This is a genomic window from Luteibacter sp. (genome assembly GCF_035539195.1).
GTDB lineage: Bacteria > Pseudomonadota > Gammaproteobacteria > Xanthomonadales > Rhodanobacteraceae > Luteibacter.
In genome coordinates this window covers 80,924-94,059 of the sequence record NZ_DATLIW010000006.1, presented here as the reverse complement: position 1 = coordinate 94,059, position 13,136 = coordinate 80,924, and the positions used below count along the sequence as shown (strand labels likewise).

The following is a 13,136-nucleotide window of genomic DNA, read 5'->3' as shown; positions in this document are numbered from 1 at the left end:
GGCGATCGTCCGATCGCCGGACCCTTGAGGAGATCGACATGAGCAACGAACAGAAAGTCGCCATCATCACCGGTGGTTCGCAGGGTATCGGCGAAGGCCTCGTAAAAGCCTATCGCGCGAAGGGTTTCCGTGTTGTCGCGACATCGCGTTCCATCGTCCAGGGCAACGATCCGGACGTGCTCGCCGTCGCTGGCGACATCGGCGAGGCGGCCACGGCGGAGCGTGTGGTGCGTGAGGCGCTGGCGAAGTTCGGCCGCATCGACACCCTGGTCAACAACGCAGGCATCTTCATTGCCAAGCCATTCACCGATTACACGGCGGCGGATTTCGCGGCGATGATCTCGACCAACCTGGCCGGCTTCTTCCACATCACCCAGCGTGCCATCGCGCAGATGGAGAAGCAGGGCAGCGGTCACGTCGTCAGCATCACCACCACCTTCGTCAACCAGGCCATTGCCGGTGTTCCGACTGCCCTGGCCAACCTGACCAAGGGCGGCCTGACCTCGGTGACGAAGGAACTGGCCGTCGAGTACGGTGAGAAAGGCATCCGCGTGAACGCCGTCTCCCCCGGCTTCATCAAGACCCCGATCCACTCGCCGGAAACCTTCGCGACCCTCGCCAGCTTCAACCCGATGAAGCGGATTGGCGACATCGGCGACATCACCGACGCCGTGCTCTATCTGGAGGGTGCCAGCTTCGCCACGGGCGAGGTGCTCTACGTCGACGGTGGCCAGAACGCCGGCCGCTGATCGCCGAAGACCGCATCGCGTGCCCGTGGTGTACCGCGGGCACGCAGCCTCCTTCCCACACGACAACCGGAACCAGCCTCATGCAAACGCAACACACCACCGTACTGAAACTTCAGGTCGTCGCCGATGTGATCTGCCCCTGGTGCTTCATCGGCAAGCGCAGCCTGGATAAAGCCATCGCGATACTTGCCGGGCAGGGCATCGAGGTCGAGCTGGAGTGGATGCCGTTCGAACTGAATCCGAACCTGCCGCTGGAGGGTATGGATCGCCGAACCTTCCGCAGCGCCCGCTTCGGCAGCTGGGAGAACGCGCTGGCGATGGATGCGCGTGCCGTTGCCGCCGGTCGGCCGCTCGGTGCCGTCTTCAACTACGACAAGCAGCCGCGTACCTCGCACACGCTGGCCGCGCACGCGTTGCTTCGCCTGGCATGGAAGGAGGGCGGTTCGTCCTTGCAGACGCGTCTGGCCGAGGCGATGTTCGTGGCGTACTTCACCGAGGGGCAGGACCTCGGTGACCATGGCGTGCTGGAGGCCTTGGCGGCCGGTGTCGGCATGGCTGCCCAGGCGGTGGAGCGTTCGGCTTCGCTGCAAGGGGACGTGCGTCGGCGGGAACAGGCCGTGCTCGAGGCAGGGGTGACCAGCGTGCCCAGTTACTTCATGCACGACAAGCCGTTCTTTTCAGGATCGCAGGATCCGCAGGGCTATGTACGCCTGCTTTCGGAAGCGGCTGCCGCGCAGCGCTGACCGGCACCGGCGGTGGGCGACGGCGCTACTTGCCGTCGAGCGCGTCGGCCTGGGCCATCAGGCGGGCGAACTCGGCGCGCAGCAGCGGCACGGCGAAGTCGACGAAGCTGCGGACCTTGGGCACGGCGAGTCGACCGTTCGGCGTGATGAGGTGCACGGGTAGTCCGGCCGACTCGGCGTGGCGAAGCACCAGGCGGAGCGATCCGTCCTGGACGCGGTCGGCCACGTGGTAGGTGTACAGGCGCGTCACGCCGTGATGCGCCACGGAGGAGGCCATGGCGGCCCGCACGCTGTTCACCACCAGTCGTGGCTTGAAACGGATGGAGCGCGGCACGGAACTGCCCGGCGCAGGCGGGAACACCCAGGTATCGTGACCAAAATGCGTCGTGGTGATGATCCGATGCTGGAGGAGGTCGCCAGGCTCGCGGATGGCCGGGTGGGATTCGAGGTAGGCCGGTGAAGCCGCCACCACGCGCTTCACATTGCCACCGACGCGGGTGGCGACCATGGAGGAGTCCTGCAGATCGCCCACGCGCAAGGCGATGTCGATGCCTTCGTCGACGAGGCTGGCGTGGCGGTCGAGCAGCACGAAGTGGATCGATACGTCCGGATAGGCTTCAAGGTACGCGTCGACCACGGGACGAAGGATGTCTTCGCCACTGACCGGCGGCGCGGTGATCGTGAGCGTCCCGCGCGGCGATGCGCGCTCGCCTGCCACGCTCAAGTCGGCCTCATCCAGTTCGGCCAGCACACGGCGGCACGCGGCCGCGTAGCGCTCGCCCGCTTCGCTGAGCCGGATCGACCGGGTGGTCCGATGCAGCAGCTCCGCGCCGACGTGATTCTCGAGGAAGGCGATGGCGCGGCTTACCGCGGCGGGCGATCGCGAAAGCCGGCGTCCGGCGCCTGCAAGGCTGCCCTCGTCCAGCGTGGCGACGAACACTTTCATGGCTTCGATTCGGTCCATCGGCCAAGGATAGTCCTCCTCGTCTATGCTTGTGACCGAGCGGGGCGTCCCGCTAGCGCAGGGGCCATCATGTCGTCGACGGAAACGTTCAAGTTCGTACTCATTCTTCTGGTCGCGATCCTGGCGCTTGAACTGATTGCGCGTCGTTTTCGGCTGCCTTCCGCCGCGGCACTGCTGGCGGGTGGCATCGGCATCGCGTTCCTGCCCGGCATACCGCCGGTGAGCTTCGACCCGGAGCTGGTGCTGATCGTCTTCCTGCCGCCCCTGCTTCAGGACGGTGCTTACTACACGGTTTGGTCGGACTTCCGTCAGTACCTCGGCGGGATCCTGTGGCTCGCTATCGGCGCGGTGGTGTTCACCACGCTTGCCGTCGGTGCCACCGTGCACTGGATCGTGCCTTCGTTGCCCTGGGCGGCGTGTTTCGCACTGGGTGCCGTGGTGTCGCCGCCGGATGCCGTGGCCGCGAAGGCCGTCCTCGGCAAGGTGCGTCTGCCGCGGCGACTGATGGTCCTGCTCGAGGGCGAGAGCCTGCTCAACGACGCGACGGGCCTGGTGCTGTTCCGCTTCGCTGTCGCCGCCGCGCTCACCGGCGCGTTCAGCGCACAGGAGGCCGCGCTCAGCTTCGTCGGCCTCGCGGCGGGGGGCATCGCCGTGGGTGCGGCGGTCGGCCTCGTCGCGGTCCAGGTGGTCCGTCGCATCACCCACGTCTATCTTGCGATCACGGCGGCCTGCCTGTCGCCCTGGGCGGCGTACATCGGCGGGGAAAGCCTGCATGTTTCCGGCGTGCTTTCGGTCGTGACCACCGGCATCCTGTTGGGCTGGTACCAGCACGACATCTTCCCGGCCAACGTGCGCATGCGCGCCACGGCGTTCTGGGCGGTGATGATCTTCCTGCTCGAAGCCTTGGTCTTCATCCTCATCGGCTTTTCCCTGCGCGGTGTGGTCGAGCGTCTCGGCGGCATCGGCAGCGCGCTGGATGCCCTGGGCGTGCCGATTCTCGCGGTGCTCGCCGCCGTGATCCTTTCGCGATTCCTGTGGATCTATGCCACGGATTACCTCCGCATGCCGCTCGCGCGCATGGTCGGGAGGAAAGTCGCGCCACCATCGCCTTCGGCCTCGTTCCTGCTCAGCTGGGCGGGCATGCGCGGCGTGGTCACACTGGCGATCGCGCTCTCCCTGCCCGAGCAGATGCCCGGCCGCGACCTGACGCTCGCCGCGGCCTTCGCCGTGATCCTGGTCACCGTGGTCGTCCAGGGCGGCACGATCGCCCCGGTCATCCGCTGGCTGAAACTGGATCGTGCCGTGCATGTCGACACGGCCCACCTCAACGAAGGCCAGGCCAACAGGCTGATCGATATCGCACAGCTGGAGGCGGTCAAGGCGCGTGCATACGACAGCCAGGGGCAGCTGGTGCATCCGCGGCTGCTCGAACAGTACACCTACCGGGTGACGGTCGCCGAACGTTATGCCATCGCGCCGCAGGACTTCACCGGCGGCCGTGAGGCGCATTACGACGTGATCCTCGCCGCTATCGCGGCAGGGCGGGCGGAACTGCTCCGCTTACACCGCTCGGGCCAGATCCACGATGAGCTGCTGCACTATTTCGAACGCGATCTCGACATGCAGGAGATCTCCGCCGAGAACGACCGGCAGAGTCCCTGAGTTCGGCTCACGGGGATCGCGTCGTCAGGGTGGCCACGAAGCGCATGGCGCGGGCGATCGAGGTACTGATGACGGGCAGGCGTCCGACCGGGATCGAGATCACCGCGATCTCCTCGCGATGCAGATGGATGTTCGCCTCCGCGTGACCCCAGGCCAGCTCCATCTCGTTCGGCGACAACGAGCGCGCAGGTACGTCGTCATTGGTAATGCGCTGCACTTCGCGAAAGAAGTGCATGTGCAGGAAACCGTCGTCGGTGGGTCCCGTGATGGCCATGCCTGTGGCGACCCCCGACACGAAATGCGACGTGCGCGTGTGGAGGATGCTTTTCGTCGTCAACTCAGACACGTCATACCCCTACTTCCCCTGCGCCGAAGCATATCGGGGCGCTGCCGCCGCCGTCTATCGTGGTCAGGGGGTCGGATACGACAAATGTGCGGAGGTCGGCACTTCAGGCGGTCAGGGGGCGCCCGAGTTCCCTGCCGTAGACCGCAAGGCGGTGTCCCTCGGCCAGGCGTTCGGCCTCGTAAACGACCAGCGCCTTCTCCAGAGGCAGGCGATCCAGTGCGGCCACGAGCGTCATGGCATCGCCTGCGGCCTTGGCCACGCCCATCGCCGTGTGCGGCCGCACGACGAAGGCGGCATCGCCGAGGAGGGCCACGCGGTCGCGGACCATGCGCGTGCTCTCGTAGTCGAAGATCGCCTGGATGGACGGTGTGGGTTCGGCCTCCACCGCCAGGGCGAAAGGCGTGGGCAGCAGCTCGCGCGCCGCGGTCCACAGTTCATCGCGCAGGGTGTCCGGTATGTCGCCCCGCGCCACCGAGTACTCGCGAAGACGCCCGTCGCTGCCGGTGAGCCACCGATCGAGCGCGACACCCTCGGCCGCCTGTCGGTACCACACCCAGTTGTAGCGCCGCTGACCCGGCGCCGTCTCGCCGCCCGGACCGGGGACCAGATAGCCGAGGATCTGCGATCCGTGCATGTGGTAGAAGGCGAAGCGTTCGGACAGCACCTTCGCGGCTTCGGCAGGAAGCGTGTCCTCGGCAATCAGTCCGCGCCAGGCGACATAGCCCGCATAGGTGCTCGCGGTGGGGCCATGGCTCACCGCCGCCCGCGCCACCGAACCGATACCGTCGGCGCCGATGACCAGGTCGAAGCGATGCGTCTGGCCGTCATCGAGTATCACGCTTGCTGCCGAAGCCCCGTTCTCGACACGAACGACCCGCGCACCCACGCGGTACGCCGCAGGCGGTAAAAGGTGCCGCACGGTGCGATAGAGGTGATCCCATGAGATCTGCGTCTGCGGCGTCACGTCGCGCTGGGCGATGCTGCCGTTTCGTGCGAAGGTGATCCGTTCGTGGGCGAGCACGCCGACGCGGGCGGCCTGTTCGCAGCCGAGCATGCGCAGGATCGCATACAGCTCCCGTTGACCCACCAGGCCCGCGCCGCGGCCCTCCAGTCCGCGTTCGGAGCGTTCGAAAACATGCACGTCATGCCCGGCGGCACGCAGTACGCTGGCTGCGAACAAACCGCCCATGGAACCGCCGACGATGCCGATACGTAAGTTCATGGCGGCAACGTAGCAGCAGATGGCCCTGCGCTCCTTGCAGTTTTGGTCCCTCGTTTCGGGAAGCGCGGCCTAGCGGGCGGCGCGCTCGGCGCGCTCGTGCTGTTCCATTTCCTCGATCGTGTAGATCGTCTCGGGGATGGCCTCGAGGCGAGCCTTGGAGATCGTCTCGCCGTTGCCGTCCGAGATGCCGTAGGTGCCCTCGTCGAGTTTGGCCAGCGCGCGGTCGACGACGGTGAGACGGCCCTCGTTGTGGCTCAGGATGGACTCGTCCCGATCCTGCTGGGCGAAGCGTTCGGCGTCGTCGCCCGAATCCTGCGGCTCGCCGCCGGCCGTCTGCTGGAGCAGGCCTTCTTCGTCGCCCGCCGCGTCGGCGGTACCGACCAGCTGCTTGCGCAGGTCGAGCAGGCGCTCGCGCTGGGCATCGAGGAAGCTCTGGCTGAGGACGGAGTCATTCATAGCGTGGGCCTTGTTTGAAGACGGAGGACTATTCGCCGAAGCAGCGGTCGTGTCTTGAACGTTTGGATCTATACCATGTCCCTGGATGGCACAATTCACGCTTCAGCCGACCCGCAGGATACCGCAGTGACGTCCCCGACCCGACAGGGTTTCATCCTTACCCGCCATTGGCGGGACACGGGGCACGGGACCGACGTCGAGTTCTGGCTGGCGACCGACAAAGGGCCGAAGCGTGTCGTCATCACCGCGCAGCAGTCCGTGGCCTTCGCCAGGGCATCGCAGCAAGCGGATATCGAAGGCGTCGCTCGCAGGATCGGCTCGGTGGACATACGTCCACTGCCACTGAAAACGTTCGCCCAGGAGCCCGTGCTCGGCCTCTACGCGCGAAGTCACAGGCAGATGATCCTGCTCGAGAAGCGACTGAGGGATCGCGGCATCCCTTTGTACGAGGCCGACATACGTCCCCCCGAGCGCTACATGATGGAGCGCTTCATCACCGCAGCCGTCACCCTCGAAGGTGGCGCGGAAGAGGGCGACGTCATTCTCGATCCCAAGCTCAGGCCTGTCGCCGATTACCGGCCGTCGTTGCGCGTGGTGTCGCTGGATATCGAGACGAGTGCCGAAGGCGATCTTTATTCGCTGGCGCTGGAAGGCTGCGGGCAGCGGCAGGTGATCATGCTTGGCGAGGCCGGCATGGACGACACGCCGCCGGACGACTTCGAACTGACATACGTTTCCGATCCCGCGCAGGTCATTCACTGGCTGAACGCCTGGTTCGTCGAGCACGACCCGGATGCCCTCATCGGCTGGAGCCTCGTCCAGTTCGACCTTCGCCTTCTCCAGGCGCACGCGGACAAGTACGGCATCCCGCTGCTGCTGGGGCGCGGCGCGCAGCCCATCGAGTGGCGCGGTCATTCCCGGCGCGAGGGCTTCCTGTTTGCCCCCATGGCCGGGCGCCTGGTCATCGACGGCATCGAAGCGGTCCGTTCCGCACAGTGGAGCTTCTCGTCCTATAGCCTCGAAAACGTCGCGCAGACGATGCTCGGCGAGGGTAAGTCGATCGACGATCCCTACCACCGGATGGCCGAGATCGAGCGTCGCTTCCACGAAGATAAAGTTGCCCTGGCGCGCTACAACCTCAAGGACTGCGAGCTCGTCACACGGATATTCGCCAAGGCGAAGCTCTTCGACTTCATGCTCGAACGAGCGCATGTCACCGGCCTGCAGGCCGATCACTTCGGTGGTTCCATCGCCGCGTTCGATCACCAATACCTGCCGCGCATGCACCGCGAAGGCTACGTGGCGCCGAATGTCGGCGACATCGCCGAGAAGGCGTTCCCCGGCGGTTTCGTCATGAATTCCCGCCCCGGGTTGTACGACTCGGTGCTGGTGCTGGACTTCAAGAGCCTTTACCCGTCGATCATCCGAACCTTCCTGGTCGATCCCGTCGGGCTCGCCGAAGGCGCCCTGGACACGTCGGCCGCGGCCGCCGTGCCCGGCGTGCACGGACGTTTCTTCTCGCGTACCAGGCATTGCCTGCCGGCCATCGTCACCCAACTATGGGAGCGTCGCGACGAGGCGAAACGACAGGGCAACCAGGCGCAGAGCCAGTCGCTGAAGCTGCTGATGAACTCGTTCGTCGGTGTGCTCGGTGCACCCAACTGCCGCTTCTTCGATCCGGAACTGGTCTCGGCGGTCACCCTGCGTGGTCATGATGTGATGCGGCGCACGCGCGAGCTGGTCGAAGCCGAAGGCTACGACGTCATCTACGGCGATACCGACTCGATCTTCATCTGGCTGAAGCAGCGCCGCAGCGAGGCCGAGGCGACCGCCATTGCGGATCATCTGGTGGAGCGCGTGAACCGGTGGTGGCGCGAACACCTGGCCGACACGCTTGGCCTGAAGAGTGAACTCGAGATCGAATTCGATACGCACTACCAGCGCTTCTTCATGCCCACCATTCGCGGTAGCGAGCTCGGCAGCAAGAAGCGCTATGCCGGACTGGTGATCTCCGACGATGGCGCAGAAGAGGTCGTCTATCGCGGGCTGGAAACCGTACGCAGCGACTGGACCCCGCTGGCGCAGACGTTCCAGCAGGCGCTGTACCTGCGCATCTTCAAGGAGCAGCCCTATGCCGACTTCGTCCGCGAGTACACGCGCAGCCTGCTTGCCGGTGAGTTCGACGACCTCCTCGTCTATCGCAAGCGACTTCGCGGCAAGCTCGCCGACTACCGGAGCAATACGCCGCCGCAGGTACGGGCGGCGCGGATGGCCGACGATTACAACGTGCGTAACCAGCGTCCACGCCAGTACCAGAACGGCGGATGGATCAGCTATGTGATGACGCGAAACGGACCCGAACCGCTCGAGGCGCGCGAATCCCGGATCGACTACGAGCATTACCTGACCAGCCAGCTGCAGCCGATCGCCGATGCGATCCTCGGGCCCTTGGGCGACAGCTTCGCGAACCTCACCACGGCGCAGATCAGCCTGTTTCAGGCGTGAGGCGTCGTATCAGTCGCCGTCGCGTAGCACCTCGGCAACCCTCGAGCGAAGCACCGGGAGCAGGTCGCGCTCGAACCACGGATTGCGCTTCAGCCACGCCTGGTTGCGCGGGCTGGGGTGCGGAAGCGGAACGATCGACGGCCAGTCGCGCCGCCATCCGGTAACGACATCGGTGAGCGTCTTGCCCCGGCCGGGCAGGTGGTACGCCATCGCATAGTGGCCGAGGACCAGCGTCAGCCGCACGTTCTTCAGGTGCGCGAGCAACGGGGCCCGCCATGTCGGCGCGCACTCGGGGCGTGGCGGCAGGTCGCCGGACTTGCCCGTTCCGGGAAAGCAGAAGCCCATGCCGAGGATGGCCAGCTTGGTCGGGTCGTAGAAGTCCTCCCGCGACAGGCCCAGCCACTGGCGCAGCCTGTCGCCACTGACGTCGTTGAACGGGATACCGGTCTCATGCACTTTTCGCCCCGGCGCCTGGCCCGCGATGAGGATGCGCGAGGATGCCGACATCTGCACGACCGGCCGGGGACCGAGGGGCAGATGGGGAGCGCACAAGGTGCATGCGCGGACATCGTCGAGGAGCGTCGTCAGGGATGACATCGAGGCTTATCCCGGCAGCAAGGTCGCCGCGCCGCGAAGCATCAGGTCGATGCTTTCGTCGAAGCGCTGGTCGAACCGGTCGAAGAGGACGTCGCCGGCCTCTCGAAGCAGGGGGAACGCGTCGGGATCCAGATGCGTCTTGCGCATGTCGATGTCGTACGCCGGCGAGCGTTCGCCGGGTCTGGGGAATACCGCCTGTTCCTCGATCGCGAAGCTCACCGTGAAGGTGTAGACAGCGCTTAGTAGCGTGACCGCCTGGCGTGTCGTGAACCCTGCCTGGGTAAGGTGGCCACCGATCCGCTCGGCGGTTTCCTGGAACAGCGTGTTGGTGAGGCGGGTACCGGCGATCATCCTGCCGCCATCACGGTAACCGAGCAGGGTTCGACGCAGGCCTTGCCCGAACGAGGATACCCACACCCGCCAGTCGTCCGACGGTTCGCCGGGCATGAGATTCGCCGCGCCATCGACAAGGACGAGCGTCGCCATCTCGTCGATCAGGGCGTCCTTGCTCTTGAAGTGCCAGTAGAGCGTGGGCGCCTGGATGTCGAGCGTCTGCGCCAGCTTGCGCAGCGTGAGGTCTTCCAGGCCGGTTTCATCCAGAAGGCGAAGGGCGGCCTGCACGATGATGTCGCGATTCACTTTCATACGGGCCTGCCGCCTGGGGTTGCGAAGTTAATCTAACACGGTTAGATTAACTCTAACAACGTTAGATTTACTGGAGGTGCATCGTGAAGGCAGCCGTCATGTTCGAGGCGGGTAAGCCGCCCGTGTTCGCCGATATCGACGCTCCCGCCGCCGTCGAGGGAGAGGAACTGATCGCCGTCACCGCCTCGCCGCTCACTCACTTCACCCGGTCGCGTGCGAGGTCACGCGCGTACGTGCCGGCTTCTGCATTCCGGTGCCGGACGGTCTCGACGACGTTACCGCCGCCGCACTGGCAAACCCGGGCATGTCGGCGTGGGCCGCGCTCGTCTACCGTGCGCAGCTCAAGCGCGGCGATACCGTGTTGATCAACGGCGCGACGGGTATCGCGGGACGGCTGGCCGTGCAGCTGGCAAAGCACCTCGGCGCGGGAAAGGTCATCGCGACCGCTCGCGACGCCGCGGCGCTGGCATCGGTCGAGGCAATCGGCGCCGATATCGTCCTTCCGTTCCAACTGGACGGAAGCGATGCCGATGGCGTGTCGCGATTCGAGGCAGCGCTCCGGCAGCAGTTCGAGGAAGGGATCGACGTGGTTGTCGATTACCTGTGGGGAAAGAGCGCCGAGACGATCATCGTCGCGATTGCGAAAGCCGTCGACGACGCGCGCCCGGTGCGTTTCGTGCAGGTGGGCAGTGCCAGCGGCGGCGATATCCGCTTGCCGGGCGCGGCGCTGAGGTCGTCGGCCATCGTGCTGATGGGCAGTGGCGTCAAGAGCGTTCCGTTGCCGGATCTTCTTGCAGCCGCGGGGCAGGTCTTTGCCGCGGCGATGCCCGCCAACCTGAAGATTGCCACGCGAGCGCTGCCGCTCTCGGACGTCCAGACGGCCTGGGATGCCGACAGCGGAAAGGCAAGGGTGGTCTTCGTCCCAGGATGATGCGGCCTACACGTGCGAGTTCGCATTTGCTAGACTTCGCGGCGAAGCGACCTGCCAGCCGTGTCAAGCCAGCCCCCCGTCGTGACTTTCATGCAAGCGAGACTCCCGCTTGCGTAGGCCACTCGCCCAGGGGCATCAAACCATGCTTGAACGTCGTACCAGCCGTCCTCGGCTGCTTTCGCGGGCCATTGGCCTTGCTCTGTTCTTACCTGCCGCAGCGCAGGCACAGTCGGTGACCACGGATACCGCCACCACGCTCGACGCGGTGAAAGTACAGGGACAGCGCACGTCGAACTACACCGTCGAGCAGACGGCCGTCGCGACGCGGCTGCCGCTTTCGCTGCAGGATACGCCGCAGTCGGTCAGTGTCATCACCGAACAGCGCATCGAAGACCAGAACCTCACCTCCGTTCGCCGCGTACTCGACAGTACGACAGGTGTGTTCTCCAGTGCGTATGACAGCGAGCGCGTGGTGTTCTACGCGCGCGGCTTTCCGATCGAGAACATGGCCTACGACGGTGTTCCCGTCGCGCCCGGCATCAACGCAAGCTCCGCGGATGGCAGCCTGGATACCTCGATCTACGATCGCATCGAAGTGGTTCGCGGTGCGTCCGGCCTGCTCAGTGGCGCAGGTAGCCCGTCTGCCCTGATCAATTTCGTGCGCAAGCATGCGGACAGCCACACACTGCAGGCCGACGCGACCGTCAGCTACGGCTCTTACAACACGCAGCGCGAATCGGTGGACGTGTCCTCGCCACTGAACGCTTCCGGTAGCGTGCGCGGCCGCGTGGTCGCCACCCATGAGCAAGGGAACGCTTATCTCGACCGCTACAGCAGCAAGAAGGATGTGCTCTACGGCGTTGTCGATGCCGACCTGGACGCGAGCACGACGCTGAGCGTGGGCTTCGATTGGCAGAAATCCAAACCCAAGGGCGTGACCTGGGGCTCGTATCCGGTGTTCTACGACGACGGCGGCTTCATCGCATGGCGTCGCGGATTCACCAGTGCGGCCGACTGGACGCGCTGGACCAACACCACGAAGACGGCCTTCATCGATCTCAAGCATGAGTTCGGCAGCGGTTGGCAGGGACATGCCATGGCCAGCCACCGCGAGACCCAGGGCGATTCGCAGCTGTTCTATGTCTATGGATTTCCCAACCGCGACACCGGCGCCGGCGTGGATCCCTACGCTTACCAGGGGCGCGACCGCGGTCGCCAGAACATGTTGGATCTGTACGCGTCCGGCCCGTTCGAGGCGTTCGGACGCGAGCATGAGCTGGTCGTCGGCGCGAGCGGTTCGCACTATACGAAGGACTCGATCGAGCATGCCCACGGCGATCTGGCACCGATCGACAATTTTCTCGCCTGGAACGGCGACTACCCGTTTCCCGATTTTGCGGCCACGGGCGACCGCGCGAACATCGCACGCACGGTACAGAGCGGCCTGTATGTCGCGACGCGCCTGCAGCTGGCCGATCCACTCAAGCTCGTCGCCGGCGCGCGCTATGCGCGCTGGAAGAACGACACCGACGATGCATCCGCTGGCACCTACCACCAGAACGAAAGCAAGACCATGCCGTATGCCGGCCTGATCTACGAGATCGACCCGACGTACTCGGCGTTTGCCAGCTACACGGAAATCTTCGATCCGCAGGACAACCGTCGTGCCGACGGCAGCTTCCTCGATCCGATGACGGGCAGCAGCCGCGAGGTCGGTATCAAGGGCCGTCACTTCGGTGGCCTGTTGAATACATCGCTCACGTTCTTCGAGACCCGCCAGGACAACGTGGCCGAGGCGGCCGTCGGCGAGTTCCTGCCGGACGGACGCACGCAGGCCTACTATCCGGTCAACGGCACCAAGTCGCGAGGCTTCGAGGCCGAAGTCTCAGGCCAGCTTTCCGATACGTGGAATGGCACGCTGGGCTGGTCGCACTTCAACATCAAGGGGCTGGGCGACGATGGCAGGAGTACGGCACTGCGTACCGCCTTGCCGCGTACCCTGGTCCGTCTCTTCACCACATACACGTTGCCGGGTCGCTGGCGTCACGTGACCGTCGGCGGCGGCGCCAACTGGCAGTCGGCCAGCCATACGCCGGTCGATGGTCCGCAAGGCCCGCAGACGGTGAACCAGTCGTCGGTGATGCTGATAAGTGCCATGGCGAAGTACGCGTTCTCGCCGCAGGCCTCGCTGCAGCTCAATGCGGACAACCTGCTCAACCGGAAGTACTTCGTACTCGACCAGTACAGCAACCTGTACTACGCGCCACCGAACAGTGTCACGGTGACGTTCAACTACAGGTTTCTCTGAGCCGCTCC

12 protein-coding genes are annotated in these 13,136 nt (G+C 65.4%); 6 read left to right on the top strand and 6 right to left on the bottom strand.

The features are described 5' to 3' along the window. The first annotated feature begins 38 nt into the window (after positions 1–38). Positions 39–749 carry an SDR family oxidoreductase gene (locus tag VM621_RS01750; RefSeq protein WP_325467268.1) on the top strand — a complete coding sequence of 237 codons (711 nt, stop codon included), beginning with the start codon at positions 39–41 and terminating at the stop codon, positions 747–749. Between the two features lie 80 nt (positions 750–829). Further along, complete coding sequence (locus tag VM621_RS01745; RefSeq protein WP_325467267.1) at positions 830–1,492, top strand: DsbA family oxidoreductase; 663 nt, start codon at positions 830–832, stop codon at positions 1,490–1,492. A gap of 25 nt (positions 1,493–1,517) precedes the next feature. Here the strand turns inward: VM621_RS01745 and VM621_RS01740 are convergent, their stop codons facing one another. Then, positions 1,518–2,438, bottom strand: coding sequence for a LysR family transcriptional regulator (locus VM621_RS01740; protein WP_325467266.1), 921 nt, complete (start codon positions 2,436–2,438; stop codon positions 1,518–1,520). A gap of 87 nt (positions 2,439–2,525) precedes the next feature. Between VM621_RS01740 and VM621_RS01735 the strand changes: the two genes are divergently transcribed. Then, the gene (locus VM621_RS01735; RefSeq protein WP_325467265.1) at positions 2,526–4,118 is read left to right on the top strand and encodes a Na+/H+ antiporter; all 1,593 of its coding nucleotides are present in this window, start codon (positions 2,526–2,528) and stop codon (positions 4,116–4,118) included. A gap of 7 nt (positions 4,119–4,125) precedes the next feature. Here the strand turns inward: VM621_RS01735 and VM621_RS01730 are convergent, their stop codons facing one another. The 3 genes from VM621_RS01730 to VM621_RS01720 all read right to left on the bottom strand — a co-directional run bounded on the left by VM621_RS01730 (position 4,126) and on the right by VM621_RS01720 (position 6,142). Further along, positions 4,126–4,464, bottom strand: coding sequence for a hypothetical protein (locus tag VM621_RS01730; protein WP_325467264.1), 339 nt, complete (start codon positions 4,462–4,464; stop codon positions 4,126–4,128). Positions 4,465–4,567: 103 nt separating this feature from the next. Further along, the gene (locus VM621_RS01725) at positions 4,568–5,686 is read right to left on the bottom strand and encodes an FAD-dependent monooxygenase (RefSeq protein WP_325467263.1); all 1,119 of its coding nucleotides are present in this window, start codon (positions 5,684–5,686) and stop codon (positions 4,568–4,570) included. A 69-nt stretch (positions 5,687–5,755) separates the two neighbouring features. Further along, entirely contained in the window at positions 5,756–6,142 is a 387-nt protein-coding gene (locus VM621_RS01720) for a hypothetical protein (RefSeq protein ID WP_325467262.1), read from the bottom strand. A gap of 126 nt (positions 6,143–6,268) precedes the next feature. Here VM621_RS01720 and VM621_RS01715 point away from each other — a divergent pair, with 126 nt between their 5' ends. Further along, positions 6,269–8,647 (top strand): DNA polymerase II, encoded by a 2,379-nt coding sequence (locus VM621_RS01715; RefSeq protein WP_325467261.1) that lies wholly within the window; start codon positions 6,269–6,271, stop codon positions 8,645–8,647. A 9-nt stretch (positions 8,648–8,656) separates the two neighbouring features. On the opposite strand, the gene VM621_RS01710 is transcribed toward VM621_RS01715, so the two are convergent. Continuing rightward, positions 8,657–9,244: a uracil-DNA glycosylase family protein gene (locus VM621_RS01710; protein WP_325467260.1), complete on the bottom strand. Its 588-nt coding sequence runs from the start codon at positions 9,242–9,244 to the stop codon at positions 8,657–8,659. A gap of 6 nt (positions 9,245–9,250) precedes the next feature. Next, positions 9,251–9,889 (bottom strand): TetR/AcrR family transcriptional regulator C-terminal domain-containing protein, encoded by a 639-nt coding sequence (locus VM621_RS01705; protein ID WP_325467259.1) that lies wholly within the window; start codon positions 9,887–9,889, stop codon positions 9,251–9,253. A gap of 253 nt (positions 9,890–10,142) precedes the next feature. On the opposite strand from VM621_RS01705, the gene VM621_RS01700 reads away from it, so the two are divergent. Together VM621_RS01700 and VM621_RS01695 are read left to right on the top strand one after the other, a co-directional pair. Next, entirely contained in the window at positions 10,143–10,820 is a 678-nt protein-coding gene (locus tag VM621_RS01700) for a zinc-binding dehydrogenase (protein ID WP_325467258.1), read from the top strand. A gap of 142 nt (positions 10,821–10,962) precedes the next feature. Further along, complete coding sequence (locus VM621_RS01695; RefSeq protein WP_325467257.1) at positions 10,963–13,128, top strand: TonB-dependent siderophore receptor; 2,166 nt, start codon at positions 10,963–10,965, stop codon at positions 13,126–13,128. Positions 13,129–13,136: the final 8 nt, after the last annotated feature.